Raw genomic sequence first — 24,999 nt, forward strand, 5'->3', positions numbered from 1 at the left:
CAGGAAACTCAGCCTAAGAGGCATTTATGAGTAACAACCTCGACCAGCTCACCGATTGGTTGAAAGACCACAAGATCACAGAAGTCGAATGCATGATTGGCGACCTGACCGGCATCACCCGGGGCAAGATCTCGCCGACCAACAAGTTCATTGCCGAAAAAGGCATGCGCCTGCCCGAAAGCGTTCTGTTGCAGACGGTGACCGGCGACTATGTCGAAGACGATATCTATTACGAACTGCTCGACCCGGCCGACATCGACATGATCTGCCGTCCCGACCAGAACGCCGTGTTCCTGGTGCCCTGGGCCATCGAGCCCACCGCCCAGGTGATCCACGACACCTACGACAAGCAGGGTAACCCGATCGAGCTGTCGCCGCGCAACGTGCTCAAGAAGGTGCTGAAACTCTACGCCGACCACGGCTGGCAGCCGATCGTGGCGCCGGAAATGGAGTTCTACCTCACCAAGCGCAGTGATGACCCGGACTACCCGCTGCAACCGCCGATTGGCCGTTCCGGTCGTCCGGAAACCGGTCGCCAGTCTTTCTCCATTGAAGCGGCGAACGAATTCGACCCGTTGTTCGAAGACGTCTACGACTGGTGCGAACTGCAGGAGCTGGACCTCGACACGCTGATCCACGAGGACGGCACGGCACAGATGGAAATCAACTTCCGTCATGGCGATGCCCTGTCCCTGGCCGACCAGATTCTGGTGTTCAAGCGCACCATGCGCGAAGCCGCGCTCAAGCACAACGTGGCTGCGACCTTCATGGCCAAGCCCATGACCGGCGAGCCGGGCAGTGCCATGCACTTGCACCAGAGCGTCATCGACATCGAGACCGGCAAGAACGTCTTCTCCAATGAAGACGGGACCATGAGCCAGCTGTTTCTCAATCACATCGGCGGTTTGCAGAAGTTCATCCCTGAGCTGCTGCCGTTGTTCGCACCCAACGTCAACTCGTTCCGCCGTTTCCTGCCGGATACCTCGGCGCCGGTGAACGTGGAGTGGGGGGAAGAGAACCGCACGGTGGGCCTGCGGGTTCCGGATGCCGGGCCGCAGAACCGTCGGGTGGAAAACCGTCTTCCGGGTGCCGATGCCAACCCTTACCTGGCCATCGCCGCCAGCCTGTTGTGCGGCCTTATCGGCATGCTCGAAGGGCATAACCCGAGTGCCCCGGTGGTGGGGCGTGGTTACGAACGGCGCAACCTGCGCCTGCCATTGACCATCGAAGATGCCCTGGACCGCATGGAAAACAGCAAGACCATCGAAAAGTACCTGGGCAAGAAATTCATCACGGGCTACGTCGCGGTCAAGCGGGCCGAGCATGAAAACTTCAAGCGTGTGATCAGTTCGTGGGAGCGGGAATTCCTGCTCTTCGCCGTCTGATGCACCGGGCGCGACGGATCCTCGTCGCGTCGTCACTGCAATCCAAGGAGAATTCGCATGACCAGCAACAACCCGAAAACCCGTGAGTGGCAAACCCTGAGCAGCGATCACCACCTGGCCCCGTTCAGCGACTTCAAGCAGCTGAAAGAGAAAGGCCCGCGGATCATCACTAATGCCAAAGGCGTTTACCTCTGGGACAGCGAAGGCAACAAGATCCTCGACGGCATGGCTGGCCTGTGGTGTGTTGCGATCGGCTATGGTCGCGATGAGTTGGCCGATGCGGCCAGCAAACAGATGCGCGAACTGCCTTATTACAACCTGTTCTTCCAGACCGCTCACCCGCCGGTGCTGGAGTTGGCCAAGGTCATCGCCGATATAGCGCCTGAAGGCATGAACCACGTGTTCTTCACCGGCTCCGGCTCCGAAGGCAACGACACCATGCTGCGTATGGTCCGTCACTACTGGGCGATCAAGGGCCAGCCGAAGAAGAAAGTCATCATCAGTCGCAAGAACGGCTATCACGGTTCCACCGTGGCCGGCGCGAGCCTGGGCGGCATGACCTATATGCACGAACAGGGCGACTTGCCGATTCCGGGTATCGTCCACATCGCCCAGCCGTACTGGTTCGGCGAAGGCGGTGACATGACGCCGAACGAGTTCGGTATCTGGGCGGCCAATCAGTTGGAAGAGAAAATCCTGGAGGTCGGCGTCGACAACGTCGGTGCCTTTATTGCCGAGCCGATCCAGGGCGCTGGCGGCGTGATCATTCCGCCAGACAGCTACTGGCCGCGCATCAAGGAAATCCTCGCCAAGTACGACATTCTGTTCGTGGCCGACGAAGTCATCTGCGGTTTCGGCCGTACCGGCGAGTGGTTCGGCAGCGATTACTACGACCTCAAACCCGACATGATGACCATCGCCAAGGGCCTGACATCCGGCTACATCCCGATGGGTGGCCTGATCGTGCGTGACGAAGTGGTCGACGTGCTCAATGAGGGGGGCGATTTCAACCACGGTTTCACCTATTCCGGGCACCCGGTGGCCGCTGCGGTGGCGCTGGAAAACATCCGCATCCTGCGCGAAGAGAAAATTGTCGAGCGCGTGCGTGCAGAAACGGCACCTTATTTGCAAAAGCGTCTACGGGAACTGAGCGATCACCCGTTGGTGGGGGAAGTTCGTGGGGTCGGTCTGTTGGGGGCCATCGAACTGGTTCAGGACAAGGCCACCCGCAAACGTTACGAAGGCAAGGGCGTTGGCATGATTTGCCGCACCTTCTGCTTCGACAACGGCCTGATCATGCGCGCGGTGGGCGACACCATGATCATTGCTCCGCCACTGGTGATTACACCGGCTGAAATCGATGAGCTGGTAACAAAAGCACGCAAGTGCCTGGACCTGACCCTGAGTGCGTTACAGGGCTAAGTGCTAGGCTCTGAGCGAGGTGTGAAGTGAGCACTTCGCTCAGTGCAAACAAAGGACGGGGCTCTCCTTGAAAGCCTGCCTTGGATCTTGCCAGACTAACGGTTGTTCGGATGCCCGGTAACAGGCTGCTGAGCAGGTGGTTAAAAAGAAAAACTGGAGCATTACCCATGAAGGCATTAGGTATGAAGATAGCTGGCAAGACCCTCCTCGCCATGTCCCTGATGGGCGTGATGGCGGGTGCAGTACAGGCCGATGACAAGGTACTGCACGTGTACAACTGGTCCGATTACATCGCACCGGATACCGTCAAGAAGTTCGAGGCCGAGTCGGGTATCAAAGTCGTCTACGACGTGTTCGACAGTAACGAAACCCTCGAAGCCAAGCTATTGGCAGGCAAGTCCGGCTACGACATCGTCGTGCCGTCGAACAACTTCCTGGCCAAGCAGATCAAGGCCGGCGTTTACCAGAAGCTGGACAAGTCCAAGCTGCCTAACTGGAAAAACCTGAACCCGGACCTCCTTAAAGCGGTAACGGTGAGCGACCCGGGCAACGAACACGGGTTCCCTTACATGTGGGGTTCGATCGGTATCGGTTTCAACGCCGAGAAGGTTAAGGCTGCACTGGGTGCCGATGCGCCAACCAACTCCTGGGACTTGCTGTTCAAACCTGAAAACGCTGCCAAGTTGAAGTCGTGCGGTATCAGTTTCCTCGATTCGCCAACCGAGATGATTCCGGCGGCGCTGCATTACCTGGGCTATCCGACCGACACCCAGGACAAGAAACAACTGGCTGAAGCCGAAGCATTGTTCCTGAAGATTCGTCCTTCGGTGAGCTACTTCCACTCGTCCAAGTACATCTCCGACCTGGCCAACGGCAACATCTGCGTCGCCGTGGGTTACTCGGGTGACATGTACCAGGCCAAGGCTCGCGCCGCTGAAGCCGGTGACAAGGTGAAAGTCAGCTACAACATTCCGAAAGAAGGTGCCGGCAGTTTCTACGACATGGTCGCCATCCCTAAAGATGCCGAGAACGTCGAAGGCGCCTACAAGTTCATGACCTTCCTGCAGAAGCCGGAAATCATGGCAGAAATCACCGACGCCGTACGTTTCCCGAACGGTAACGCGGCGTCGACTCCACTGGTCGATAAAGAAATCACCAGCGATCCAGGCATCTACCCGCCAGCGGAAGTCCTGGCCAAGCTGTACGCGATTGCCGACTTGCCGGCCGCCACCCAGCGGATCCTGACTCGCAGCTGGACCAAGATCAAATCCGGTAAATAAGCCGATTTGAGGCAACTACCTGTTGCCGTCGTCGCGCGATGGCGGCAACAGGAATAATTAAATGACAGAAAGTTTTGCTGGAACGGTTTTTCGAGGGTAAGTTGCGCGCCGGTTTTGTTGCCAGGCAGCCATGGCTGTCATGTAGCGCGGGGCAACTTGGGCCCAACTAATTTTAGAGGACCTCCACTTGCCTATTTTTTCTTTGTTGCGCAATGCCCTGCTGGTCGGCGCCGGGCTGACGCTTGCCGTCAGTGTTCAGGCCGCTGGCACGGTGCATATTTATAATTGGTCGGACTACATCGGTGCGACCACCCTGGCCGACTTCGAGAAAGAAACCGGCATCAAGCCGGTATATGACGTCTTCGATTCCAACGAAACCCTGGAAGGCAAGTTGCTGGCCGGGCGCACCGGTTACGACGTGGTCGTGCCGTCCAACCACTTCCTTGGCAAGCAGATCAAGGCGGGCGCTTTCCAGAAGCTCGATAAATCGAAGCTGACTAACTATTCCAACCTCGACCCGGTGCTGCTCAAGCGCCTGGAGCAGAACGACCCGGGCAACCAGTACGCCGTGCCGTATCTGTGGGGCACCAACGGCATCGGCTACAACGTCGACAAGGTCAAGGCGGTGCTGGGCCTCGACAAGATCGATTCCTGGGATGTGGTGTTCGAGCCGCAGAACATCAAGAAACTGCACAGCTGTGGCGTGGCGTTCCTCGACTCCGCCGATGAAATGATGCCGACGGTCCTCAACTACATGGGCCTGAACGCCAACAGCACCAATCCTGAAGACTACAAAAAGGCCGAAGCCAAGTTGCTGGCGGTACGGCCTTACGTGACGTACTTCCACTCGTCCAAATACATCGCAGACCTGGCCAATGGTGACATCTGCGTGGCGATCGGCTTCTCCGGCGATATGTTCCAGGCCAAGGCCCGCGCGGCTGAAGCCGGCAAAGGCATGAACATCGCCTACGCGATTCCGAAAGAGGGCGGTGCGCTCTGGTTCGACATGCTGGCGATCCCCAAGGATGCCACCAACGCCAAAGAAGCCCATGCCTTCATCAACTATTTGCTCAAACCCGAGGTGATCGCCCAGGTCAGCGATTCCGTAGGCTACGCCAACCCGAACCCCGGGTCGGACAAACTGATGGAACAGTCCATACGCACCGACGCATCGGTCTATCCACCGCAAGCGGTCCTCGACAAGACGTACGTATCCATCGAGTTGCCACCGAACATTCAACGTTTGATGACGCGCAGCTGGACCAAGGTCAAGTCGGGCAAATAGCTTCAAACTATCCAGGTTCGCCACGTTGAGCGAACTGCAAATTCTGTTGGGAGTTTCGTAAATGGCAGTTGCCTCCGGCGCCTATAAGAAAGCCCTCGAGGGCGACCAGACACCTAAACAGGTGTTGGTCAAAATCGACCGGGTCACCAAAAAGTTCGACGAGACGATTGCCGTGGACGACGTGTCCCTGGAAATCAAGAAAGGCGAAATCTTCGCCTTGCTCGGCGGCTCGGGTTCGGGCAAGTCCACCTTGCTGCGGATGCTGGCAGGTTTCGAACGGCCCACGGAGGGGCGCATTTACCTCGACGGCGTCGACATCACGGAGATGCCGCCGTACGAACGGCCGATCAACATGATGTTCCAGTCCTATGCCTTGTTCCCGCACATGACGGTGGCGCAGAACATCGCCTTCGGCCTCAAGCAGGACAAGATCCCGTCGGCTGAAGTCGATGCTCGTGTGGCCGAGATGCTCAAGCTGGTGCAGATGAGCGAGTATGCCAAGCGCAAACCCCATCAGTTGTCCGGTGGCCAGCGTCAGCGTGTGGCGCTGGCGCGTTCTTTGGCCAAGCGACCGAAGCTGTTGCTGCTCGACGAACCGATGGGCGCGCTGGACAAGAAGCTGCGTTCGCAAATGCAACTGGAGCTGGTCGAGATCATCGAACGCGTCGGCGTAACCTGCGTGATGGTGACCCACGATCAGGAAGAGGCCATGACCATGGCCGAGCGAATCGCGATCATGCACCTGGGCTGGATCGCCCAGATCGGCAGCCCGATCGACATCTACGAAACCCCGACCAGCCGTCTGGTCTGCGAGTTCATCGGCAACGTCAACATCTTCGAAGGCGAAGTGGTGGACGACGCCGAGGGCCATGCGCTGATCACCTGCAAGGACCTGGATCGCAACATCTACGTGGGCCACGGCATCAGCACCTCGGTGCAGGACAAGTCCGTCACCTACGCGATCCGTCCGGAAAAACTGCTGGTGACGGCCGACATGCCGACCTGTGAACACAACTGGTCCAGCGGCAAGGTGCACGACATCGCCTACCTGGGCGGCCACTCGGTGTTCTACGTCGAACTGCCGAGCGGTAAACTGGTGCAGTCCTTCGTCGCCAACGCCGAGCGCCGTGGCCAGCGGCCGACCTGGGGTGATCAGGTTTACGTGTGGTGGGAAGACGACAGCGGCGTGGTACTTCGCTCATGAACATGCGCAAACTCAAACGCCGCCTCAATCGAATAATTCCCGGTGGCCGTCAGCTGGTCATCGGGGTTCCGTTCATCTGGCTGTTCCTGTTCTTCATGTTGCCGTTCTTCATCGTCCTGAAGATCAGCTTCGCCGAAGCAGACGTGGCCATACCGCCGTACACCGAGATCTATAGCTTCATCGACCAGAAGCTCCAGGTGCTGCTTAACCTGGGCAACTACGCGATGCTCGGTGACGATGAGTTGTACATCGCCGCTTACCTCGGCTCGCTGAAGATGGCGCTGGTCAGCACCATCCTCTGCCTGCTGATCGGCTACCCGATGGCCTACGCCATCGCCAGTGCGCGCAAAGAGCTGCAAACGGTGCTGGTGCTGCTGATCATGATGCCGACCTGGACCGCGATCCTGATCCGCGTGTATGCGTGGATGGGCATCCTAAGCAACAACGGCCTGCTCAATGGTTTCCTGATGAGCATGGGCTGGATCGACGAACCGCTGCAGATCCTCAACACCAACCTGGCCGTGTACATCGGCGTGGTGTATTCGTACCTGCCCTTCATGATCCTGCCGCTCTACGCCAACCTGGTCAAACACGACACCAGCCTGCTGGAAGCCGCATCGGACCTCGGCTCGAGCACCTTCAACAGTTTCTGGAAGATCACCGTGCCGCTGTCGAAAAACGGCATCATCGCCGGCTGCATGTTGGTGTTCATCCCGGTGGTGGGGGAGTTCGTGATCCCGGAACTGCTCGGCGGTCCGGAAACCCTGATGATCGGTAAAGTGCTCTGGCAAGAGTTCTTCAACAACCGTGACTGGCCGGTGGCGTCTGCCCTGGCGGTGGTGATGCTGGCGATCCTGATTGTGCCGATCATCCTGTTCAACCGCAGTCAGGCCAAGGAAATGGAGGGTAAAGAATGAAGCGCTTCCGTTTCTCGAACCTGATGCTGGTGCTGGGTTTGCTGTTCATCTACGCGCCGATGCTGATTCTGGTGCTCTACTCGTTCAACGCCTCGAAACTGGTGACGGTGTGGGGCGGCTGGTCGATCAAGTGGTACGTGGGGTTGCTGGACAACACCCAATTGATGGGCTCGGTGGTGCGCTCGCTGGAAATCGCCTGCTACACGGCGATTGCAGCGGTGGCACTGGGGACGCTGGCGGCCTTCGTGCTGACCCGCATCACCCACTTCAAGGGCCGCACGCTGTTCGGTGGCCTGGTGACCGCGCCGTTGGTGATGCCCGAAGTGATCACCGGCCTGTCGTTGTTGCTGCTGTTCGTGGCCATGGCGCAGATGATCGGCTGGCCGCAGGAGCGAGGCATCGTCACCATCTGGATCGCTCACACCACGTTCTGCGCAGCCTATGTGGCGGTGGTGGTGTCGGCGCGCTTGCGTGAGCTGGACCTGTCCATCGAAGAAGCGGCCATGGACCTCGGTGCGCGGCCGTGGAAGGTGTTCTTCCTGATCACCATCCCGATGATCGCACCGTCCCTGGCGGCGGGGGGCATGATGTCGTTCGCGTTGTCCCTGGATGATCTGGTGCTGGCGAGCTTCGTGTCGGGCCCGGGTTCCACGACCCTGCCGATGGAAGTGTTCTCGGCGGTGCGCCTGGGCGTGAAGCCCGAGATCAACGCCGTGGCCAGTCTGATTCTGCTGGCGGTGTCGCTGGTGACCTTCCTGGTCTGGTTCTTCAGCCGCCGTGCCGAAGAGATTCGCAAGCGTGCGATCCAGCAGGCTATCGAGGAAGGCGCCGCCGACTCCTGGAAACAACCGGACGTGCGCCGAGCGCCGGCGCCGGAAGCGGCTTGAGCTAGATGTTGGGTTGACCACCGTTACGTGGCCAACCCAAATCCCTGTGGGAGCGAGCCTGCTCGCGATGAAGCCCGCCGGGACAACAAAAAATCTACTGCGCGACCCGCGCGGGCAACAGCCTCAACGTGCTGCGGGTATTGGCCGTCACTTCTTCATCATTGAAATTCGCCTGGTAATAAACCCCTTCGATATACGCCTCGGCCTGGTCGGCATAGTGGCTGTCGAACGGTACGCCGCTCTGGCCGACCGGGTTGATGGTCAGGCTGTGGGCCGGGTCGGCGAAGTCGATCAGGCGCCGGGTCGACGGGCCGTAGGTCACGGGCCACGGCGCCGGGCCGATCTTGGCCGAGAGGTTGTTCGGCACTTCGTGGGTGCCGGGTGCCGCGAACGGGCCAACGTTGAAGATCCGGTCCAGCGGCTTTTGCATCCCCAGCGGATGGCCGTGGGTCAGGGTGTGCGCCTTGCCCCACTGCCATTGCGTGACATCGGCGCCCAGGGTGGTCTTGAGGTGAGCCATGCTCGCTTGCCAGGCCACCTTGACCGTATCGGCGCGGGTTTCCTTGCCGGGGGTGTTGCGGTTGTCCCACCACGGTGAATCGGCGGAGGCCGCCAGACGTGGTAGCGCGGCATCGATCACCCGGGTCGGGAGCAATGTTTCGAAGAAGTCATTGCCCAGTTCATCGCGCATCGCTGCGTCGGCGAGGTTGAACAAGAACTGGTTGAACAGCGTGGCGCTGATGGAGTCCAGCGGGTAGTCGCCGCTCCACTGCGCCAGTTGCTCCACCAGTTTGAGCTCGGCGGGGTCGCTCACCACTTCACGCAGCACCGGCAACAATGGCGCCAGCAAACGCGGACCGTAGGCGGTGGTGGTGCCCAGTTGCAGCTTCTGGTTGGCTTTGTTGTCCCACTTCACGTTTTTGTCGCTGAGCTGACGATTGAGCTGCTGACCGCGATCGGCGAGGTTGTAGTAACCGGGAATCTCCATGCCGGTCGGCGATACCGGCTGGAAATTGGCCGAGACGATGTAGCCCCGCGCCGGATTCTCTTCCTGTGGGTTGGCGCTGAACGGATAAAAGCCTTCCTTGTCCGCCTGAGGGGTACTGCCGTCGAGGATGAAACCGGGCTTCACCCCGGCCGGACGCTTGGGCAGCAGCGCCGAGGCCCACCAACCGATGTCGCCCTTGGCGTTGGCGTAGACGATGTTCAGCCCCGGTGCCTGAACCTTGGCCGATGCGGCGCGGGCCTTGGCCAGGGTGTCGGCGCGGTTGAGCTGATAGAAGCCGTCGAGGATCGGATTCGGGGTCTCGAGGAAGGCCCACCACATGGCAACCGGTGTCTTGCCGGCGGCAGTGCCGAGTGCATCGTTGATGATCGGACCGTGGGGCGATTGACGCAGGGTCAGCGTGACCGGTGACTGGCCTTTCACCGCGATCTGTTGTTCGGTGTTGACCATGTCGACCCACTGGCCGCGATACCAGACCTGGTTCGGGTTGTCCGGGTTGACCTTCTCTGCGATCAGGTCCAGATCGTCGTTCTGGAACATCGTCAGGCTCCAGCCGAAGTCCAGGTTGTGGCCGAGAAATGCAAACGGCACCAGCGCCTGATGGTAACCATAAAGCTCGAAACCCGGCGCTGACAGGTGCGCTTCGTACCACACCGACGGCACCGAGAAGCGAATGTGCGGGTCACCGGCCAGCAGAGGCTTGCCGCTTTTGCTGCGGTTGCCGGAAATCACCCAGGCATTGCTGCCTTCGAACTGTGGCAGGCCATTGTCGGCCAGCGCCTGCTCACTCAAACGGGCGAGGGCGTTCAGGTCCTTCCAGTCATTGGCGGTGAGGGCCGGCGCAGGGTTGGCGTGCTCTTTGGCCAGCACGCCCTTGGGCTGCCAGTCGAGATCGAAGATGTTCAGGTATTCGACGCCCAGTTGGTCACGCACGTAAGTCAGCAAGGGTTCGGTGCGAAACGCCGCGGCAAAGCTGTAGGCCATGTAGCCGGCGATGCTGATGCTGTCTTCGGCGGTGAAAGGGCGCTTGGGGATCCCCAGCACGTCGAACTCTGCCGGCGCAGCGTGGTTGTCCTGATATTGATTGATGCCGTCCAGATAAGCTTGCAGGGCCTTCCACGCCGGCGACTGACGATCCAGCGCGGCCACGTAGCTTTCAGCTCGTTCGCGGATGCGCAGGCTGCGAAACAGTTTGTCGGTGTCGAGCAGTTTCGGGCCGAGGACTTCGGCCAGCTCCCCACGGGCCAGACGCCGCACGGCTTCCATCTGGAACAATCGGTCCTGGGCTTGCACGTAGCCGAGGGCGCGATAGAGGTCGGTTTCGTTTTCGGCGCGGATATGCGGCACGCCGCGCTCGTCGTAGCGCACGGTCACCGAACCTTGCAGGTGCTGCAATTGCACCTGGCCCTGGCGCGTCGGTTGCTTGCTGTACACATACCAGCCGCCCCCGGCGACGAGCACGACGATCAGCAAGGCAAGTACGGTCAGGACGCGTTTCATGGTGACTCCTTGTTCGGTCGGGATTGCCGCCCGCGTGGGCTGCAAACGTGTAGCACAGACCTCCTGTGCCGGGCATCGCGGTCCTGGAAAAGCCAGGAATGCCTTACTTCACCTGCGCAGGCCACGGGCAGTAGCAACCCACCGCCAGCGTATGGGTGGCGTTCACCGCCCGGCCTTCGTTCAGCGCTTGCAGGATGGGCTCGATAAAACTGTTACTCGAATTGCAGGTCAGGCCTTCGCTGTACGGACCGAAATACGCCAGCTGGCCGCTGCGGTCCCAAATCGCTACTGCCGGGCTGGCAGGGATTTGTTCGGAGCCTGGCAGGACGGTGATGGTTTTAAGGCGGCTCAAGGTGCCGGGCAACTGAGCATGACTGCCGGGCTTTTGTACCGCATAGAACTCGACGCCCTGCGGTGCATAGTGCTCAACCAGTTCGGTCAGGTGTTGTTGGTTGCCGACATTGCACGGGCAGGCCGGGTCCCAGAAGTGCACCAGGCGGATGGCGCCGGGGCCGGCAAGTTCGTCCGGCAAGTGCAACGGGTCGCCGGAGAATACCGCCGTGTGCGAACTGAAGGCTCGCAAGTAGCGCCCCTGAAACCAGTCATAGGCGGCCCACAGCCCGCCGGCACACACAAGGGCGAGCAGGCTGGCAAGCAGTGTGGTGCGGTAGGCCGGGCGCATGGGTTTCAATCCTCGAAGGTCGGCTAGCTTGCCATGCTTGCCGCGACAGATGAATATCGCAGGCCCATAAAGTCCGTTTAGCGCTTTGGAATAGCCCATGCCTGCCACTTTCGACCCCGATCATTTGCGTGCCAGCCTGCGGCCATTGGCCGAGTGGCAGCCGCTGTCGACGGAGGCCATGGCCTATCAGCGTTTTTATGGGCTGGACTTTGCGCCGCGAGCCCTGCGCAGTGGCCTGGGGCGTTTCGAGGTCGATGGCTATGAAGTGGTCAGCCAGCTCTGGTGGCCCGAGCGGGCAAAGGCGACGCTGTTTTTGTTTCACGGTTTCTACGATCACACCGGGCTCTACGGGCATGTGATCGAGTGGGCGCTGGACCAGGGTTTTGCGGTGATCGCCTGTGATCTGCCGGGGCATGGGCTGTCCAGTGGCGAACGGGCGAGCATCAAGGACTTCGCCGAGTATCAGGATACTCTGCAAGGGCTGTTGGCCGAGGCGCAGTCGCTGGGCCTTCCGCAGCCCTGGCACTTGTGCGGGCAAAGCACCGGCGGGGCGATCGTGATCGACCATGTGCTCAATCAGGGGGCGAACAGCCCGGCCCAAGGGCAGGTGATTCTGCTGTCGCCACTGGTGCGGCCGCGAGCCTGGGGCTGGTCGAAGCTCAGTTATTACCTGCTCAAGCCGTTCGTCAATGGCATCGCCCGGCGCTTCAGCGAGAACTCCAACGACCCTGACTTCCTGGCGTTCCTGCAAGCCGATCCGTTGCAGCCGCTGCGTCTGCCAACGGCCTGGGTCGGTGCGCTGGGACGGTGGATCAAGCGTATCGAAGCGGCACCGAAGAGCCCGCGGCGGCCGCTGATTGTGCAGGGGCAGGCGGACATGACGGTGGATTGGGAGCACAACCTTGAGGTATTGCGAGGCAAGTTCGATCGGCCTCAGGTGCTGATGCTGCCTGAGGCGCGGCATCATTTGGCGAATGAGTCGCCGGGGTTGCGGCAGGAGTATTTCGGTTTTTTGAGCAAGCGGATCGAGGGGCGGAATCTTTAGCGGCCATTGCGACCCTATCGCGAGCAGGCTCGCTCCCACATTAGACCGTGTCTGCCTGGGCAACCCGGTCAACTGTGGGAGCGAGCCTGCTTGCGATAGCGATCTACCAGTCGCTGCAGATTATTGGGCCAGACTCGACGTGCTCTGCCCCACCGCCAACCCCGCACGAATCGCCGCCAGTGCCGCTTGATAGTAAGCCTTGCCTTCAGTGGACTCGGCGAAGGTCGAAAACTCTTCCAGTTCGTCATCCGACAGGTCGCGATAGACATACAGCAGCGTGTTGTTCAGGTCGGCGCCGATCTGCTCCATCAGGCGCTGGCGCTGGCCGTTCAACATGCCCTGAGCCTGACCACCGCCGAGCAGGCCGGGGATCATCGAACTCAGGCTGTCGGCTGCCACGCCAGCGATCGCGAGGCTGACTTCCGCGCCGGCCTCGCGGGCGGGCAGGGCCTGGGCGAGGTGGCCGATGATCAGCTGGCGAGTATCGCTGGCCTGCATTTTCGGCAAGCCCTTGGCGTTTTTCGCCAATTGATCGCGACGGGTCGCCAGCAACTCGGCGGCGACGACTTTCTTGCCCAGGGGCGATTGGAAGAAGGTCAGCGCAGGTTTCGGGTCGGCGAGCTTCTTGCGCAGCTGCGCTTCGGCACGCTGGTCCATGGATTTGGGGGCGAAACGCTGATTGCTGTTGTTGACCAGGGCCTGAAACACCGCTGGCGGCAGGCTGTTCTGGTAACGCTGCTGAGCGGCCGAGAGCGCATCGTTGAAATGCGCGCGTTGTTCTGGCCAACCGGCGACCTTGTACAACTGGTCGTGGCCGTCCGCCCAGGCGGGCAAAACGCAGAACATCAGCAGTGAGAAAAGCAAGCGACGCATAGGGGCTCCTGTCAGCAGCCGACTATTCTCCGTGCGGCATTCGTACTTGTCGAGAATTCGTATCAGGTTGAGTGCCTTATCCGACCAATCCTCCGCTGCGCGGCTCTGTCGGATTTGCGGGCACAGGAATACTATGCGCGCCATGCACATACCCTCTGATCACCCGCTGCTGTTACGTATCGTCGACGACCTGGCTGCACGCGGCTGGTCGCGGCAGAATATTTTCCTGCCTCTGGATCTGACCCGGGCACTGGCGGCCGAGTGCCGCAAGCGTGCCGCCGAGGGCGAGCTCGCACCGGCCGCCGTGGGGCGCGGGCCGTTTTCGGAGATCCGTGAGGGCATTCGCGGCGACCATATCCAGTGGATCGAGCCCGGTCAGGTCGAGGCTTGCGACCGCTATCTGGGGTTGATGGACAGCCTGCGCGAGGCGATGAATCGCGGCTTGTTTCTGGGGCTGGAAGATTTCGAAAGCCATTTCGCCTTGTACCCGCCTGGTGCTTTCTACCTCAAGCATGTCGACCGTTTCCGCGACGACGACCGGCGCATGGTCTCGGCGGTGATCTACCTCAATGACGCCTGGCTGCCCGAGCATGGCGGTCAGTTGCGCATGTACCTGGATGAGGGCGTCGAACACGATGTGGTGCCCACCGGCGGATGCCTGGTGGTGTTCCTGTCGGGCGAAGTCCCCCACGAAGTCTTGCCCGCGACCCGAGAGCGCCTGTCGTTGACGGGCTGGTTCCGCCGTCGTGGCAACGAGCTGTTCTGATCATGCAAAAGATTCTGGTAAGCCGCTGTTTGCTCGGTCACCGCGTCCGTTATGACGGCGGGGCCAGCGGGCCGTTCGATCTGTTGGAGCAGTGGATTGCCGAAGGCCGGGTGGTGCCGTTGTGCCCGGAAGTTGCCGGTGGTTTACCGACGCCAAGGGCCGCGGCGGAAATTCCGGGCGGGCAGGGCGGTGAAGTGCTTGATGGCTGTGCATCGGTCATCACCACCGAGGGCAAGGATGTCAGTGCCGAGTTTCTTTCGGGGGCTTATCAAGCGCTGGAACTGGTGCGGCAGCACGGCATCCGGATTGCCGTACTCAAGGCCAACAGCCCGTCCTGCGGGAATCTGTTGGCCTATGACGGGACGTTCAGTGGCGTGAAGGTCAGCGGTGAAGGTGTCACAGCGGCCTTGCTCAAGCGCCATGGCGTTCAGGTTTTCAGCGAGTTGGAGTTGGCCGAAGCGGCGACAGCCCTGGCAACCCTGAACTAGCGCCTTGCCCAAAACCCATGTGGGAGCGAGCCTGCTCGCGATAGCGGTTTTACATTTAGCATCAATGTTGACGTTATGACCCCATCGCGAGCAGGCTCGCTCCCACAGGTTTCTCCGCGATTTCAGGGTTTCGGCACACCCGTATCCGCCCCAAACCATTTCTGCTCCAGCGCCTCCAGCCGGCCATCGGCCTTGATCCGCTGCAATGCGTTTTCCAGGCTGACGTGAAACGCCGGGTTACCCTTCTGAAACGGAATCGCCAGGCTCACAGCAGGGGCGGCTTTCGGCTTTTCCTCCGTCAGCGACTGCACCAACAGGATTGAACGCGGTTGCTCGTCTTTCTGTGCGATCAATTGCGCATCGGTGTGAATGTAAGGTTCGCTGAAGTCGAAACGATCCTTCAGGTCCGGAGTCAGTGCTATGTGATTGATGGCGACGTCGTACTTGCCGCTTTCGACGCCGGTCAACAGATCGTCGGAATCGGTGACGACGAAGTCGGCCCGTACATCCAGCTCATTGGCCAGCAGTTGACCCAGCTCGACCTCGAACCCGGCCAGTTTGTCGCCTTCCTTGAAATTGAAGGGCGGTGTATTAGCCTCAAGGGCAATGCGCAATTCGCCGCGGTCGTTTACATCGTCAATCAGTTCGGCATGAGCCAAGGGGCTCAAAAGGGGTAGCAGGCAGATCAGGCCAGGCAAAAAACGCATGGTCACTCCTTTGAATTCATTTATCGCGACGCGCTGTTCAGGCTCGCTTTGCTATGGTTATCGAGTGCCTTCGACAACGAATGGCCGTTAAGTTATTCACGGCCGAGCGAATTTTACGGAAAAACTGGAGAAGAGAATGAAAAGCTTTATGTCACGTGCAGCGTTGGCTGGTGTGCTGCTGGGTATTTCGGTGCTGGCCAGTGCCGCCACCCCGGCTCCGAAGGGGGCAGAAGTATTCATCGTTTCTCCCGAGGACGGGGCCACTGTTGCGCAGACCTTCATTGTCAAGTTCGGCACCAAGGATGTTGCGCTCGCGCCGGCCGGTGATGTCACCAAGAACACCGGCCACCATCACCTGCTGATCGACGTCGACAAGATGCCGGCCGCCGGTCAGCCGATTCCGAACGATGCCAATCACATGCATTTCGGCAAAGCGCAGACCCAGGCTGAACTCAAACTGGCCCCGGGCAAGCACACCTTGCAGCTTGAACTGGGCGACAGCGGTCACATGCCGTTCGATCCGCCGATCGTTTCGAAGAAAATCACCGTGACGGTGAAGTGATTTTTCCACCGGCATGAAAAAGGGAGACCCTCGGGTCAATGCCTGTCAGTTAAGCGCAATCCATGTGGGAGCGTCTTAACTGACGGGCATTGGGCCCTTGGGTCTCCCTTTTTTGTCGCTCAAGTCGCTATCAGAACAATACACGGCAACGAATGGTGCCGTTGATGTGCTGCAGCTTCTCTTGCGCCAGGTCCGAGTACTCGGCATCGACGTCGATCACGACGTAACCGACTTTCTCGTTGGTCTGCAGGAACTGACCGGAAATGTTGATGCCGTTTTCGGCGAAGACCTTGTTGATCTCGCTCATCACACCCGGAATGTTCTCGTGGATGTGCAGCAGGCGGTGCTTGCCAGGGTGAGCCGGCAGGGCCACTTCCGGGAAGTTCACCGACGATACCGACGTACCGTTGTCGCTGTACTTGACCAGTTTTTCCGCCACTTCCAGACCGATGTTGGCCTGCGCTTCAGCGGTGGAACCACCGATGTGCGGGGTCAGGATCACGTTGTCCAGGCCACGCAGCGGGCTTTCGAACTCTTCTTCGTTGGAGCGCGGCTCCACCGGGAATACGTCGATGGCCGCGCCGATCAGGTGCTTGTCCTTGATCGCGTCCGCCAGGGCGTCCAGTTCAACAACAGTGCCGCGCGCGGCGTTGATCAGAATGCCGCCTTTCTTGATGGCGCGGATTTCCTTCTCGCCGATCATCCACTGGGTGGCAGCGGTTTCCGGAACGTGCAGGGTGACGATGTCAGACATGCCCAGCAGCTCGGTCAGGCTGGCAACTTGCGTTGCGTTGCCCAATGGCAGCTTGGTCACGGTGTCGTAGAAATACACCTGCATGCCCAGGCCTTCAGCCAGAACAGACAGTTGAGTACCGATCGAGCCGTAACCGACGATACCCAGCTTCTTGCCGCGGATTTCGAAGGAGTTGGCTGCGCTCTTGATCCAGCCGCCACGGTGGCAGGAAGCGTTCTTCTCTGGGATGCCGCGCAGCAACAGGATCGCCTCGGCCAGTACCAGCTCGGCAACGGAGCGAGTGTTGGAGTACGGCGCGTTGAATACCGCGATACCGCGTTCGCGAGCCGCGTTGAGGTCGACCTGGTTGGTGCCGATGCAGAAACAGCCGACAGCCACCAGTTTCTTCGCGTGATCGAAGATTTCTTCGGTCAGTTGAGTGCGGGAGCGAATGCCGATGAAGTGAGCATCAGCGATCTTTTCCTTCAGCTGGGCTTCCGGCAGAGAACCTGTGAGGTACTCGATGCTGGTGTAGCCCGCCGCCTTGAGGACGTCGACAGCCGATTGGTGGACGCCTTCGAGAAGAAGGAACTTGATCTTGCTCTTATCGAGAGAAGTCTTGCTCATCTGCGTAAACCTGTGTCCCGGAGAAAAAATGGCAGGAAGTGGTCAACAGAGGCTGACCCGGACGGCAAGAAAGCCGTCACCGCAGAACAGCCTTTGGGCACTATCCTGCGGGGTCGGTATGCTAGCATATGCACCCCGCTAAACACTCATTCCTGCGACGTGAAGCGTTCTCAGGATGACCATGAAATGTTCGAGAGTTCTGTCGATGACCAATCCTGCCCTGATTGATGAGCTGAAGACCCTGGTTGAGCCTGGCAAGGTGCTGACCGATGCCGACTCCCTGAATGCTTACGGTAAGGATTGGACCAAGCATTTCGCCCCGGCCCCGACGGCCATTGTGTTCCCCAAGACCACTGAGCAGGTCCAGGCCATTGTCCGTTGGGCCAATGAGCACAAGGTTGCGCTGGTACCGTCCGGCGGTCGTACCGGGCTTTCCGCGGCTGCGGTGGCGGCCAATGGCGAAGTGGTCGTGTCCTTCGACTACATGAACCAGATCCTCGACGTGAACCTGACCGACCGCACGGCCGTATGTCAGCCGGGCGTAGTCACCGAGCAATTGCAGAACAAGGCCGAAGAGCACGGTTTGTACTATCCGGTGGACTTCGCTTCGGCAGGTTCCAGCCAGATTGGCGGCAATATCGGCACCAATGCCGGCGGGATCAAGGTGATTCGCTACGGCATGACCCGCAACTGGGTGGCCGGCATGAAAGTCGTCACTGGCAAGGGTGATCTGCTGGAGCTGAACAAGGACCTGATCAAGAACGCCACCGGCTACGACTTGCGTCAACTGTTCATCGGCGCCGAAGGCACCCTTGGCTTTGTGGTCGAGGCCACCATGCGTCTGGACCGTGCGCCGAAAAACCTCACCGCGATGGTCCTCGGCACCGCCGATTTCGATTCGATCATGCCGGTATTGCACGCGTTCCAGAGCAAACTGGACCTGACCGCGTTCGAATTCTTCTCTGACAAGGCCCTGGCCAAGGTCATGGCGCGCGGCGATGTGCCGGCGCCATTCGAATCCGACTGCCCGTTCTATGCGCTGCTGGAATTCGAAGCGACCACCGAAGAAGTGGCCAACCACGCCCTGGAAACCTTCGAGCACTGCGTCGAGCAGGGCTGGGTGCTGGACGGCGTGATGAGCCAGAGCGAAACCCAGTTGCAGAACCTCTGGAAGTTGCGCGAGTACATCTCCGAAACCATTTCCCACTGGACGCCGTACAAAAACGACATTTCGGTCACTGTGTCGAAAGTTCCGGGGTTCCTGAAGGAAATCGACGCGATCGTCGGCGAACACTACCCGGATTTCGAAATCGTCTGGTTCGGCCACATCGGCGATGGCAACCTGCACTTGAACATCCTCAAGCCGGATAACCTGAGCAAGGACGAGTTCTTCGCCAAATGCGCCACCGTCAACAAGTGGGTGTTCGAAACCGTCGAGAAGTACAACGGTTCGATTTCCGCCGAGCACGGCGTGGGCATGACCAAGCGTGACTACTTGACCTATAGCCGTTCCCCGGTTGAGATCGAGTACATGAAAGCCGTCAAAGCGGTATTCGACCCGAACGGCATCATGAACCCGGGCAAGATTTTCGCTGTTTGATTCTTCGAATTTAAGCGCACGAAGCAGGAGTCGGTAATGAGCTATCAGCACCAGTATGTCGACGGTACGCGAATTCATTTCCCGCTGGGGAAGGTGGTGTGCATCGGCCGCAACTACGCCGAACACGCCAAGGAACTGGACAACCCGGTGCCTACCGAGCCACTGCTGTTCATCAAGCCCGGCAGTTGCGTGGTGCCGCTGGAAGACGGTTTCAGCATTCCGACCGAGCGTGGCTCGGTGCATTACGAGGCAGAAATCGCCGTGTTGATCGGCAAACCGTTGTCGACCAAGCCAAGCCGTGAAGAAGTGCTGGATGCCATCTCCGGATTCGCCCCGGCCCTGGACCTGACCCTGCGCGACAAACAGGCTGAGCTGAAAGCCAAGGGCCTGTCGTGGGAAATCGCCAAGTCCTTCGACGGTGCGGCGGTGATTGCACCGTTCGTGGCCGGCAGCACCTTTGCCGACCTGACCGACATCGCCATTCGCCTGACCATCAATGGCGAGGTCCGCCAGGATGGCAACAGCAAGGACATGCTCAATCCGATCATACCGATGATCCAGTACATGGCCGGCTGCTTCTCGCTGCAGGCCGGTGATGTGATCCTCACTGGCACGCCGGTGGGCGTTGGCCCGCTGAATGTCGGCGACGAACTGGTGCTCGAATTGCCGGGCGTCAGCCGTTTCACCAGCAGCGTCCGCTAGCACCAACACCGCAAAACCCTGTGGGAGCGAGCCTGCTCGCGATGAGTCCATAACATTCAACATCTATGTTGACTGTTACACCGCCATCGCGAGCAGGCTCGCTCCCACATTTGTTTTGTGATCGGCCATAGAAGGGCGATCCCGCCATTTCCCGTTTTTTTCACATCGTATCTGGATAATTCCGGGGCTTCTGGCGTCTGAGCCTGCCTCAATGTGCTATTACCTATAGCCTGATTTTCTGGAACGCATCCCTGCATGACCACCCAACCGCTGCCCAAGCTGAAAACTGCCCGCCGCTCGCGCTTTGTCATGCGTTGGTATTCCTGGCTTTTACTGGCGGCGGTCGCTGCATATGGCCTTGCGTTTGCGATGCATTGGGATGATCGCGGCGTACTCTGGGTGAAGGAGCGCTTCGAAAGCCCGGCCGAACGTCAGGAGAGTGTCTGGCTGCCGGATTACCGGGCGGTGATCGACGCCAAACTGCTGCCGGGCATGGAGACGGACGAAGCCTCGGATGTGTCTTATGACCCGCAGACCAAAACTCTGTTTGCGGTGATGGGCAAGCACCCGTTCCTGGTCGAGCTGACGTTGCAGGGCGACGTATTGCGCAAGATGCCGCTGGTAGGCTGGAGCAACCCGGAAGGGGTGACGGTAATGGGCAACGGTCTGCTGGCGATTACCGATGAGCGCGAACACTTGCTCTCCATCGTCAAGGTCGATGCCGATACCCGCGAGCTGAACATCGCCAATTTCCCGAAATACGACCTCGGCCCGTCGAAAGACCAGAATAAAGCCTTCGAAGCCGTCGTCTGGGATGCACACAACCAGCAACTGCTGTTGGGTGAAGAACGTCCGCCGGCGTTGTTCAGCTGGAAAAGCGACGGCAGCCAGACCCTCAAGGGCGACAAGCAAAAACTGCCCAGCGATGCACTGGATATCCGCAATTTGTCGGCCTTGGCCATCGACTCGCGCACCGGCCATACCCTGGTGCTGTCCGCCGACTCTCACTTGTTGCTGGAATTGGACGAGAAAGGCGAGCAGGTCAGTTTCATGACCTTGCTCGGTGGTTTCAACGGCCTGAAAAAAACCATTCCCCGCGCCGAAGGCGTGACCATTGACGAGGCGGGCACGCTCTACATGGTGAGCGAGCCGAACCTGTTCTACCGCTTCGAAAAACAACGCTGACCCTGTAGGAGCTGCCGCAGGCTGCGATGATCTTGATCTTTAGTCATGTCAGCACCGCCAGAAGATCAAAAGATCGCAGCCTTCGGCAGCTCCTGCGAGTTCGATGGTTGTGGTCGAAGGCCAGTGGCCATTAAGCTTGAATTCATACAGCCGTGGTATTTCATCCGCCCGTCCTGTTTTCGAGCTGCCTGAATGCGCCGACTTGTCCGTCCCAAGCCCCTGATACTGATTCTGTCGGTCATTGCACTGAGTGTGCTGGTTGCCGTCGGCCAGTACCTGCGCCTGTTCGAGCGCACCTGGTTCAATGTGCAGGCGCTGTGGCAGCCGATGAATGCCCAGTCCATTGGTCTGGATCAGTATCAGGTCGCGATCGAGGCGCGAGTCATTGACGGTCTGGACGACGATGTTTCAGCGCTGACCTTCGATCCCGTGCGCAAAAGCCTGTTCACCGTCACCAACAAAAACGCCGAGCTGATCGAATTGTCCCTGGAGGGCAAAATCCTGCGGCGTGTGGCGCTGGTCGGGTTTGGCGATCCGGAAGCGGTGGAGTTCATCAGCGCTGACACTTACGTGATCACCGACGAGCGCCAGCAACGGCTGATAAAGATTCATCTGGAGAAGGGCACGACGTTCCTGGATGCGGCGGATGCCGAACAGATGACCCTCGGTGTGCACATGGGCGGCAACAAGGGGTTCGAAGGGCTGGCCTATGATTCGGTGGGCAAGCGCCTGTTCGTCGCCAAGGAGCGCGACCCGATGCTGATCTACGAAGTGCAGGGCTTTCCCCATTACAACCCGGAGAAATCCTACGCGGTGCACGTGGTGAACAACCCCAGGCGCGATGCCGGAATGTTCGTGAGAGACCTGTCGAGCCTGCAATACGACGAGCGCAGCGGCCATCTGCTGGCGCTGTCCGATGAGTCGCGACTGATTCTGGAACTGGATGTGGATGGGCGACCGCTGAGCACGCTGTCACTGAGCAAGGGGCGTCAGGGATTGCACAAGCCTGTGCCGCAAGCGGAAGGCATCGCCATGGATGACGACGGCACCCTGTACCTCGTCAGCGAGCCGAACCTGTTCTACGTCTTCAAAAAACCGGCACAACCCTGACAAACACCCCAAAACACCGTGGGAGCGGGCTTGCCCGCGATAGCGGCCTTTCAGTCAGCATCAATGTTGAATGTGACGGCCCCATCGCGGGCAAGCCCGCTCCCACAGGTATTTCATCTGCCCGCAGATATGTGGGCAATTTCGCTTACTGGGCGCGCAGGGTTTTCACACCTTCACTCGTTCCCAGCAGCAGCAAGTCGGCCGGGCGGGCAGCGAACAAACCGTTGGTGACCACGCCGACGATGGCGTTGATCTGTGTTTCCAGCTCCACCGGGTTGGTGATCTGCATGTTGAACACGTCGAGGATGATGTTGCCGTTGTCGGTCAGCACACCTTCACGGTAGACCGGGTCGCCGCCGAGCTTCACCAGTTCGCGGGCCACATGGCTGCGGGCCATCGGGATCACTTCCACCGGCAGCGGGAACGCACCGAGGACCGGCACCAGTTTGCTGGCGTCGGCGATGCAGATAAAGGTCTTGGCCACGGCCGCCACGATCTTCTCGCGGGTCAGGGCTGCGCCGCCGCCTTTGATCAGGTTCAGGTGTTCGTCGCTTTCGTCGGCGCCGTCGACATAAAACTCCAGATCGCTGACGGTATTGAGTTCATACACCGGAATGCCGTGGCCCTTGAGGCGAGCGGCGGTGGCTTCGGAGCTGGCAACTGCGCCGTCAAACGCGCCTTTGTGCTTGGCCAGGGCGTCGATGAAACAGTTGGCGGTGGAGCCGGTGCCGACGCCGACGATGCTCTTGTCGTCGAGTTTCGGAAGGATGAAGTCGACGGCGGCCTGGGCCACTGCCTGTTTGAGTTGATCCTGGGTCATGCGGGCTCCGAAGTGCCGAAGAGGGGACGAAAGGCCGACATTATAGGCCTCGCGATGGGGAAGGTCATTGCCCGATTGGCGGGTCAAAAGATCGCACCTGTAGGAGCTGCCGCAGGCTGCGATCTTTTCCGTTGGCCTTAAAACCACCTGTTTAGTGTGGTCGCCCGCCCAATAGCCGGGTTAGACTCCTTGGTCCTGCCCAACCCGCTCAGTGATGCTTTCCGATGCTCGAACAGTACGTCAAAAAGATCCTCACCTCGCGCGTTTATGACGTTGCCGTAGAAACCCCATTACAGACTGCCCGCCAGCTCTCCGAGCGGCTGGGCAATGAAATCTGGCTCAAGCGTGAAGACCTGCAACCGGTGTTCTCGTTCAAGATTCGCGGCGCTTATAACAAGCTGACGCAGTTGAGCGATGAAGAGCGCGCGCGCGGCGTGGTCACCGCTTCGGCCGGCAACCATGCGCAAGGCCTGGCCCTGGCCGCCAAGGTATTGGGCGTGAAAGCGACCATCGTGATGCCCAAGACCACCCCGGAGATCAAGGTCGAAGGCGTGCGTTCGCGCGGCGGCAAAGTGTTGCTGCACGGGGATTCGTTCCCCGAAGCCCTGGCCTACTCGCTGAAACTGGTCGATGAAAAAGGCTACGTCTACATTCACCCTTACGACGATCCCCACACCATTGCCGGGCAGGGCACGGTGGCCATGGAGATTCTGCGCCAGCACCCGGGGCGTCTGGATGCGATTTTCGTTCCTGTGGGCGGCGGCGGGCTGATTGCCGGGATCGCGGCGTACGTGAAATACCTGCGCCCGGACATCAAAATCATCGGCGTCGAGCCGGATGACTCCAACTGCCTGCAAGCCGCCATGGCGGCCGGCGAGCGCGTGGTGCTGCCGACCGTGGGCCTGTTTGCCGACGGCGTCGCGGTGGCGCAGATCGGCCAGCACACTTTCGATATCTGCAAAGACTACGTTGATGAAGTGTTAACTGTCAGCACCGACGAGATCTGTGCCGCAATCAAGGATATCTACGACGATACCCGCTCGATTACCGAGCCTGCCGGTGCACTGGGCGTGGCCGGGATCAAGAAATACGTTGAGCAGCACAGCGTCACCGGCCACACCTTCGTGGCCATCGATTCCGGCGCCAACGTCAACTTCGACCGCCTTCGCCATGTCGCCGAACGCGCCGAGCTGGGCGAGGGCCGCGAAGCGATCATCGCCGTGACCATCCCCGAGAAACCGGGCAGTTTCAAGGCGTTCTGCGAAGCGATCGGCAAACGGCAGATCACCGAATTCAACTACCGCTATAACACCGGCAGCGAAGCGCACATCTTTGTCGGCGTGCAGACCCATCCGGAAAGCGATCCGCGAAGTGCGCTGCTCGCCAGCCTCACCGAGCAGGGTTTCCCGGTGCTCGACCTGACCGACAACGAGCTGGCCAAGTTGCACATCCGCCATATGGTTGGCGGGCGTGCTGTGCATGTGGTCGATGAAGTGGTGCTGCGCTTCGAGTTTCCGGAGCGTCCGGGCGCGTTGTTCAACTTCCTCAACAAGCTCGGCGGGCGCTGGAACATTTCGATGTTCCACTACCGTAACCACGGCGCCGCGGATGGCCGTGTGGTCGCGGGCCTGCAAGTGCCGCACGACGAGCGTCATCTGGTACCCGCTGCACTGGAAGAAATCGGCTACCCGTACTGGGACGAAAGCGACAACCCGGCCTATCAGCTTTTTCTCGGCTGAACGGCTACGCTGACGAGCAGGCCATAAGGAAATCGAACAATGGAAACGTTAACCACCCTCAAAATCGCTCATACCGTGGCGACAGTGCTGCTGTTGATCAGCGCACCGGGGCTGGCGATCTGGGTCTGGCGCACACGCCGTAACGGTGATGCGACGGCTCATGTTCGTACCTTGCAACGGCCGCAGGTGTTCATCTGGCTATTGATGGGGCTGGCGTTGCTGAGCATGCCGTTCACCGGGTGGTGGATGGTGCATCTGGTGGGCTGGCCGTTGGGGCAGACCTGGCTGCTGGCGTCCAGTGTGCTCTACACCGTGGCTGTACTGGGCTGGTTCTGGCTGCTGGTGCGGCTCAATCGGCTGCGCACGGCGCCGGCGGGGGGGAGTGGGAAGTTTACGTTTGCGTTGGCGTTGTTCAGCTTTGTCTGCTTTATCGCCATTGCGGGGTTGATGGGGGCCAAGCCGGTTTAAGGCTTC

The 24,999-nt window shown here is 59.9% G+C and carries 23 protein-coding genes; 17 read left to right on the forward strand and 6 right to left on the reverse strand.

Annotated features, from left to right (window positions below; genetic code table 11):
• Nucleotides 1-26 precede the first annotated feature (26 nt).
• From QMK51_RS01670 to QMK51_RS01700, 7 genes are all read left to right on the forward strand, one after another.
• Nucleotides 27-1,385, forward strand: coding sequence for a glutamine synthetase family protein (locus QMK51_RS01670; protein WP_320392981.1), 1,359 nt, complete (start codon nt 27-29; stop codon nt 1,383-1,385).
• A gap of 57 nt (nt 1,386-1,442) precedes the next feature.
• Entirely contained in the window at nt 1,443-2,807 is a 1,365-nt protein-coding gene (locus tag QMK51_RS01675; RefSeq protein WP_320392982.1) for an aspartate aminotransferase family protein, read from the forward strand.
• Nucleotides 2,808-2,989: 182 nt separating this feature from the next.
• Nucleotides 2,990-4,087, forward strand: a complete 1,098-nt coding sequence (locus QMK51_RS01680) for a polyamine ABC transporter substrate-binding protein (protein ID WP_320394470.1) — start codon at nt 2,990-2,992, stop codon at nt 4,085-4,087.
• Between the two features lie 187 nt (nt 4,088-4,274).
• Complete coding sequence (locus QMK51_RS01685; RefSeq protein ID WP_320392983.1) at nt 4,275-5,372, forward strand: polyamine ABC transporter substrate-binding protein; 1,098 nt, start codon at nt 4,275-4,277, stop codon at nt 5,370-5,372.
• 61 nt (nt 5,373-5,433) lie between these two features.
• Complete coding sequence (locus tag QMK51_RS01690) at nt 5,434-6,576, forward strand: ABC transporter ATP-binding protein (RefSeq protein ID WP_320392984.1); 1,143 nt, start codon at nt 5,434-5,436, stop codon at nt 6,574-6,576.
• 35 nt (nt 6,577-6,611) lie between these two features.
• Entirely contained in the window at nt 6,612-7,493 is an 882-nt protein-coding gene (locus QMK51_RS01695) for an ABC transporter permease subunit (RefSeq protein ID WP_258700642.1), read from the forward strand.
• Complete coding sequence (locus tag QMK51_RS01700) at nt 7,490-8,380, forward strand: ABC transporter permease subunit (RefSeq protein ID WP_320392985.1); 891 nt, start codon at nt 7,490-7,492, stop codon at nt 8,378-8,380. Before QMK51_RS01695 ends, QMK51_RS01700 begins: the two co-directional genes overlap by 4 nt.
• A gap of 94 nt (nt 8,381-8,474) precedes the next feature.
• On the opposite strand, the gene QMK51_RS01705 is transcribed toward QMK51_RS01700, so the two are convergent.
• Nucleotides 8,475-10,886 (reverse strand): penicillin acylase family protein, encoded by a 2,412-nt coding sequence (locus tag QMK51_RS01705; protein WP_320392986.1) that lies wholly within the window; start codon nt 10,884-10,886, stop codon nt 8,475-8,477.
• 103 nt (nt 10,887-10,989) lie between these two features.
• Nucleotides 10,990-11,568, reverse strand: a complete 579-nt coding sequence (locus QMK51_RS01710) for a DUF6436 domain-containing protein (RefSeq protein WP_320392987.1) — start codon at nt 11,566-11,568, stop codon at nt 10,990-10,992.
• Nucleotides 11,569-11,665: 97 nt separating this feature from the next.
• Here QMK51_RS01710 and QMK51_RS01715 point away from each other — a divergent pair, with 97 nt between their 5' ends.
• Nucleotides 11,666-12,613, forward strand: a complete 948-nt coding sequence (locus tag QMK51_RS01715) for an alpha/beta hydrolase (protein ID WP_320392988.1) — start codon at nt 11,666-11,668, stop codon at nt 12,611-12,613.
• Nucleotides 12,614-12,733: 120 nt separating this feature from the next.
• Here QMK51_RS01715 and QMK51_RS01720 read toward each other — a convergent pair whose 3' ends face one another.
• Nucleotides 12,734-13,486 (reverse strand): DUF2059 domain-containing protein, encoded by a 753-nt coding sequence (locus tag QMK51_RS01720; protein ID WP_320392989.1) that lies wholly within the window; start codon nt 13,484-13,486, stop codon nt 12,734-12,736.
• A 133-nt stretch (nt 13,487-13,619) separates the two neighbouring features.
• Between QMK51_RS01720 and QMK51_RS01725 the strand changes: the two genes are divergently transcribed.
• Together QMK51_RS01725 and QMK51_RS01730 are read left to right on the forward strand one after the other, a co-directional pair.
• Entirely contained in the window at nt 13,620-14,252 is a 633-nt protein-coding gene (locus tag QMK51_RS01725) for a 2OG-Fe(II) oxygenase (RefSeq protein ID WP_320392990.1), read from the forward strand.
• A 2-nt stretch (nt 14,253-14,254) separates the two neighbouring features.
• Entirely contained in the window at nt 14,255-14,740 is a 486-nt protein-coding gene (locus tag QMK51_RS01730; protein ID WP_320392991.1) for a DUF523 domain-containing protein, read from the forward strand.
• Nucleotides 14,741-14,862: 122 nt separating this feature from the next.
• Here QMK51_RS01730 and QMK51_RS01735 read toward each other — a convergent pair whose 3' ends face one another.
• Nucleotides 14,863-15,447, reverse strand: a complete 585-nt coding sequence (locus tag QMK51_RS01735) for a transporter substrate-binding domain-containing protein (RefSeq protein ID WP_320392992.1) — start codon at nt 15,445-15,447, stop codon at nt 14,863-14,865.
• 136 nt (nt 15,448-15,583) lie between these two features.
• Between QMK51_RS01735 and QMK51_RS01740 the strand changes: the two genes are divergently transcribed.
• The gene (locus QMK51_RS01740) at nt 15,584-16,009 is read left to right on the forward strand and encodes a DUF4399 domain-containing protein (RefSeq protein WP_320392993.1); all 426 of its coding nucleotides are present in this window, start codon (nt 15,584-15,586) and stop codon (nt 16,007-16,009) included.
• A 130-nt stretch (nt 16,010-16,139) separates the two neighbouring features.
• Here the strand turns inward: QMK51_RS01740 and serA are convergent, their stop codons facing one another.
• A complete protein-coding gene (serA, locus tag QMK51_RS01745) occupies nt 16,140-17,369 on the reverse strand; it encodes a phosphoglycerate dehydrogenase (protein ID WP_223488214.1) in 1,230 nt (409 codons plus the stop codon).
• Between the two features lie 205 nt (nt 17,370-17,574).
• Between serA and QMK51_RS01750 the strand changes: the two genes are divergently transcribed.
• From QMK51_RS01750 to QMK51_RS01765, 4 genes are all read left to right on the forward strand, one after another.
• Nucleotides 17,575-18,969: an FAD-binding oxidoreductase gene (locus QMK51_RS01750; RefSeq protein ID WP_032835036.1), complete on the forward strand. Its 1,395-nt coding sequence runs from the start codon at nt 17,575-17,577 to the stop codon at nt 18,967-18,969.
• A gap of 36 nt (nt 18,970-19,005) precedes the next feature.
• The gene (locus tag QMK51_RS01755) at nt 19,006-19,671 is read left to right on the forward strand and encodes a fumarylacetoacetate hydrolase family protein (protein ID WP_320392994.1); all 666 of its coding nucleotides are present in this window, start codon (nt 19,006-19,008) and stop codon (nt 19,669-19,671) included.
• Nucleotides 19,672-19,926: 255 nt separating this feature from the next.
• The gene (locus tag QMK51_RS01760) at nt 19,927-20,856 is read left to right on the forward strand and encodes an SdiA-regulated domain-containing protein (protein WP_320392995.1); all 930 of its coding nucleotides are present in this window, start codon (nt 19,927-19,929) and stop codon (nt 20,854-20,856) included.
• A gap of 192 nt (nt 20,857-21,048) precedes the next feature.
• Nucleotides 21,049-21,966, forward strand: coding sequence for an SdiA-regulated domain-containing protein (locus QMK51_RS01765; protein WP_320392996.1), 918 nt, complete (start codon nt 21,049-21,051; stop codon nt 21,964-21,966).
• 145 nt (nt 21,967-22,111) lie between these two features.
• On the opposite strand, the gene rpiA is transcribed toward QMK51_RS01765, so the two are convergent.
• Nucleotides 22,112-22,786: a ribose-5-phosphate isomerase RpiA gene (gene rpiA / locus QMK51_RS01770; protein WP_111448403.1), complete on the reverse strand. Its 675-nt coding sequence runs from the start codon at nt 22,784-22,786 to the stop codon at nt 22,112-22,114.
• 224 nt (nt 22,787-23,010) lie between these two features.
• Here rpiA and ilvA point away from each other — a divergent pair, with 224 nt between their 5' ends.
• Nucleotides 23,011-24,525 (forward strand): threonine ammonia-lyase, biosynthetic, encoded by a 1,515-nt coding sequence (gene ilvA, locus QMK51_RS01775; protein WP_258698608.1) that lies wholly within the window; start codon nt 23,011-23,013, stop codon nt 24,523-24,525.
• A gap of 39 nt (nt 24,526-24,564) precedes the next feature.
• Entirely contained in the window at nt 24,565-24,993 is a 429-nt protein-coding gene (locus QMK51_RS01780) for a DUF2269 domain-containing protein (RefSeq protein ID WP_320392997.1), read from the forward strand.
• Nucleotides 24,994-24,999 lie beyond the last annotated feature (6 nt).

The organism is Pseudomonas sp. P9_31 (assembly GCF_034008235.1).
Lineage (GTDB): Bacteria > Pseudomonadota > Gammaproteobacteria > Pseudomonadales > Pseudomonadaceae > Aquipseudomonas.

Bases quoted from the DNA above. Each gene is read 5' to 3' on its own strand.
- QMK51_RS01670 (WP_320392981.1), top strand. From the start codon at position 27: ATGAGTAACAACCTCGACCAGCTCACCGATTGGTTGAAAGACCACAAG.
- QMK51_RS01675 (WP_320392982.1), top strand. From the start codon at position 1,443: ATGACCAGCAACAACCCGAAAACCCGTGAGTGGCAAACCCTGAGCAGC.
- QMK51_RS01680 (WP_320394470.1), top strand. From the start codon at position 2,990: ATGAAGATAGCTGGCAAGACCCTCCTCGCCATGTCCCTGATGGGCGTG.
- QMK51_RS01690 (WP_320392984.1), top strand. From the start codon at position 5,434: ATGGCAGTTGCCTCCGGCGCCTATAAGAAAGCCCTCGAGGGCGACCAG.
- QMK51_RS01700 (WP_320392985.1), top strand. From the start codon at position 7,490: ATGAAGCGCTTCCGTTTCTCGAACCTGATGCTGGTGCTGGGTTTGCTG.
- QMK51_RS01705 (WP_320392986.1), bottom strand. From the start codon at position 10,886: ATGAAACGCGTCCTGACCGTACTTGCCTTGCTGATCGTCGTGCTCGTC.
- QMK51_RS01710 (WP_320392987.1), bottom strand. From the start codon at position 11,568: ATGCGCCCGGCCTACCGCACCACACTGCTTGCCAGCCTGCTCGCCCTT.
- QMK51_RS01715 (WP_320392988.1), top strand. From the start codon at position 11,666: ATGCCTGCCACTTTCGACCCCGATCATTTGCGTGCCAGCCTGCGGCCA.
- QMK51_RS01720 (WP_320392989.1), bottom strand. From the start codon at position 13,486: ATGCGTCGCTTGCTTTTCTCACTGCTGATGTTCTGCGTTTTGCCCGCC.
- QMK51_RS01725 (WP_320392990.1), top strand. From the start codon at position 13,620: ATGCGCGCCATGCACATACCCTCTGATCACCCGCTGCTGTTACGTATC.
- QMK51_RS01730 (WP_320392991.1), top strand. From the start codon at position 14,255: ATGCAAAAGATTCTGGTAAGCCGCTGTTTGCTCGGTCACCGCGTCCGT.
- QMK51_RS01735 (WP_320392992.1), bottom strand. From the start codon at position 15,447: ATGCGTTTTTTGCCTGGCCTGATCTGCCTGCTACCCCTTTTGAGCCCC.
- QMK51_RS01740 (WP_320392993.1), top strand. From the start codon at position 15,584: ATGAAAAGCTTTATGTCACGTGCAGCGTTGGCTGGTGTGCTGCTGGGT.
- serA (WP_223488214.1), bottom strand. From the start codon at position 17,369: ATGAGCAAGACTTCTCTCGATAAGAGCAAGATCAAGTTCCTTCTTCTC.
- QMK51_RS01750 (WP_032835036.1), top strand. From the start codon at position 17,575: ATGACCAATCCTGCCCTGATTGATGAGCTGAAGACCCTGGTTGAGCCT.
- QMK51_RS01755 (WP_320392994.1), top strand. From the start codon at position 19,006: ATGAGCTATCAGCACCAGTATGTCGACGGTACGCGAATTCATTTCCCG.
- QMK51_RS01760 (WP_320392995.1), top strand. From the start codon at position 19,927: ATGACCACCCAACCGCTGCCCAAGCTGAAAACTGCCCGCCGCTCGCGC.
- QMK51_RS01765 (WP_320392996.1), top strand. From the start codon at position 21,049: ATGCGCCGACTTGTCCGTCCCAAGCCCCTGATACTGATTCTGTCGGTC.
- rpiA (WP_111448403.1), bottom strand. From the start codon at position 22,786: ATGACCCAGGATCAACTCAAACAGGCAGTGGCCCAGGCCGCCGTCGAC.
- ilvA (WP_258698608.1), top strand. From the start codon at position 23,011: ATGCTCGAACAGTACGTCAAAAAGATCCTCACCTCGCGCGTTTATGAC.
- QMK51_RS01780 (WP_320392997.1), top strand. From the start codon at position 24,565: ATGGAAACGTTAACCACCCTCAAAATCGCTCATACCGTGGCGACAGTG.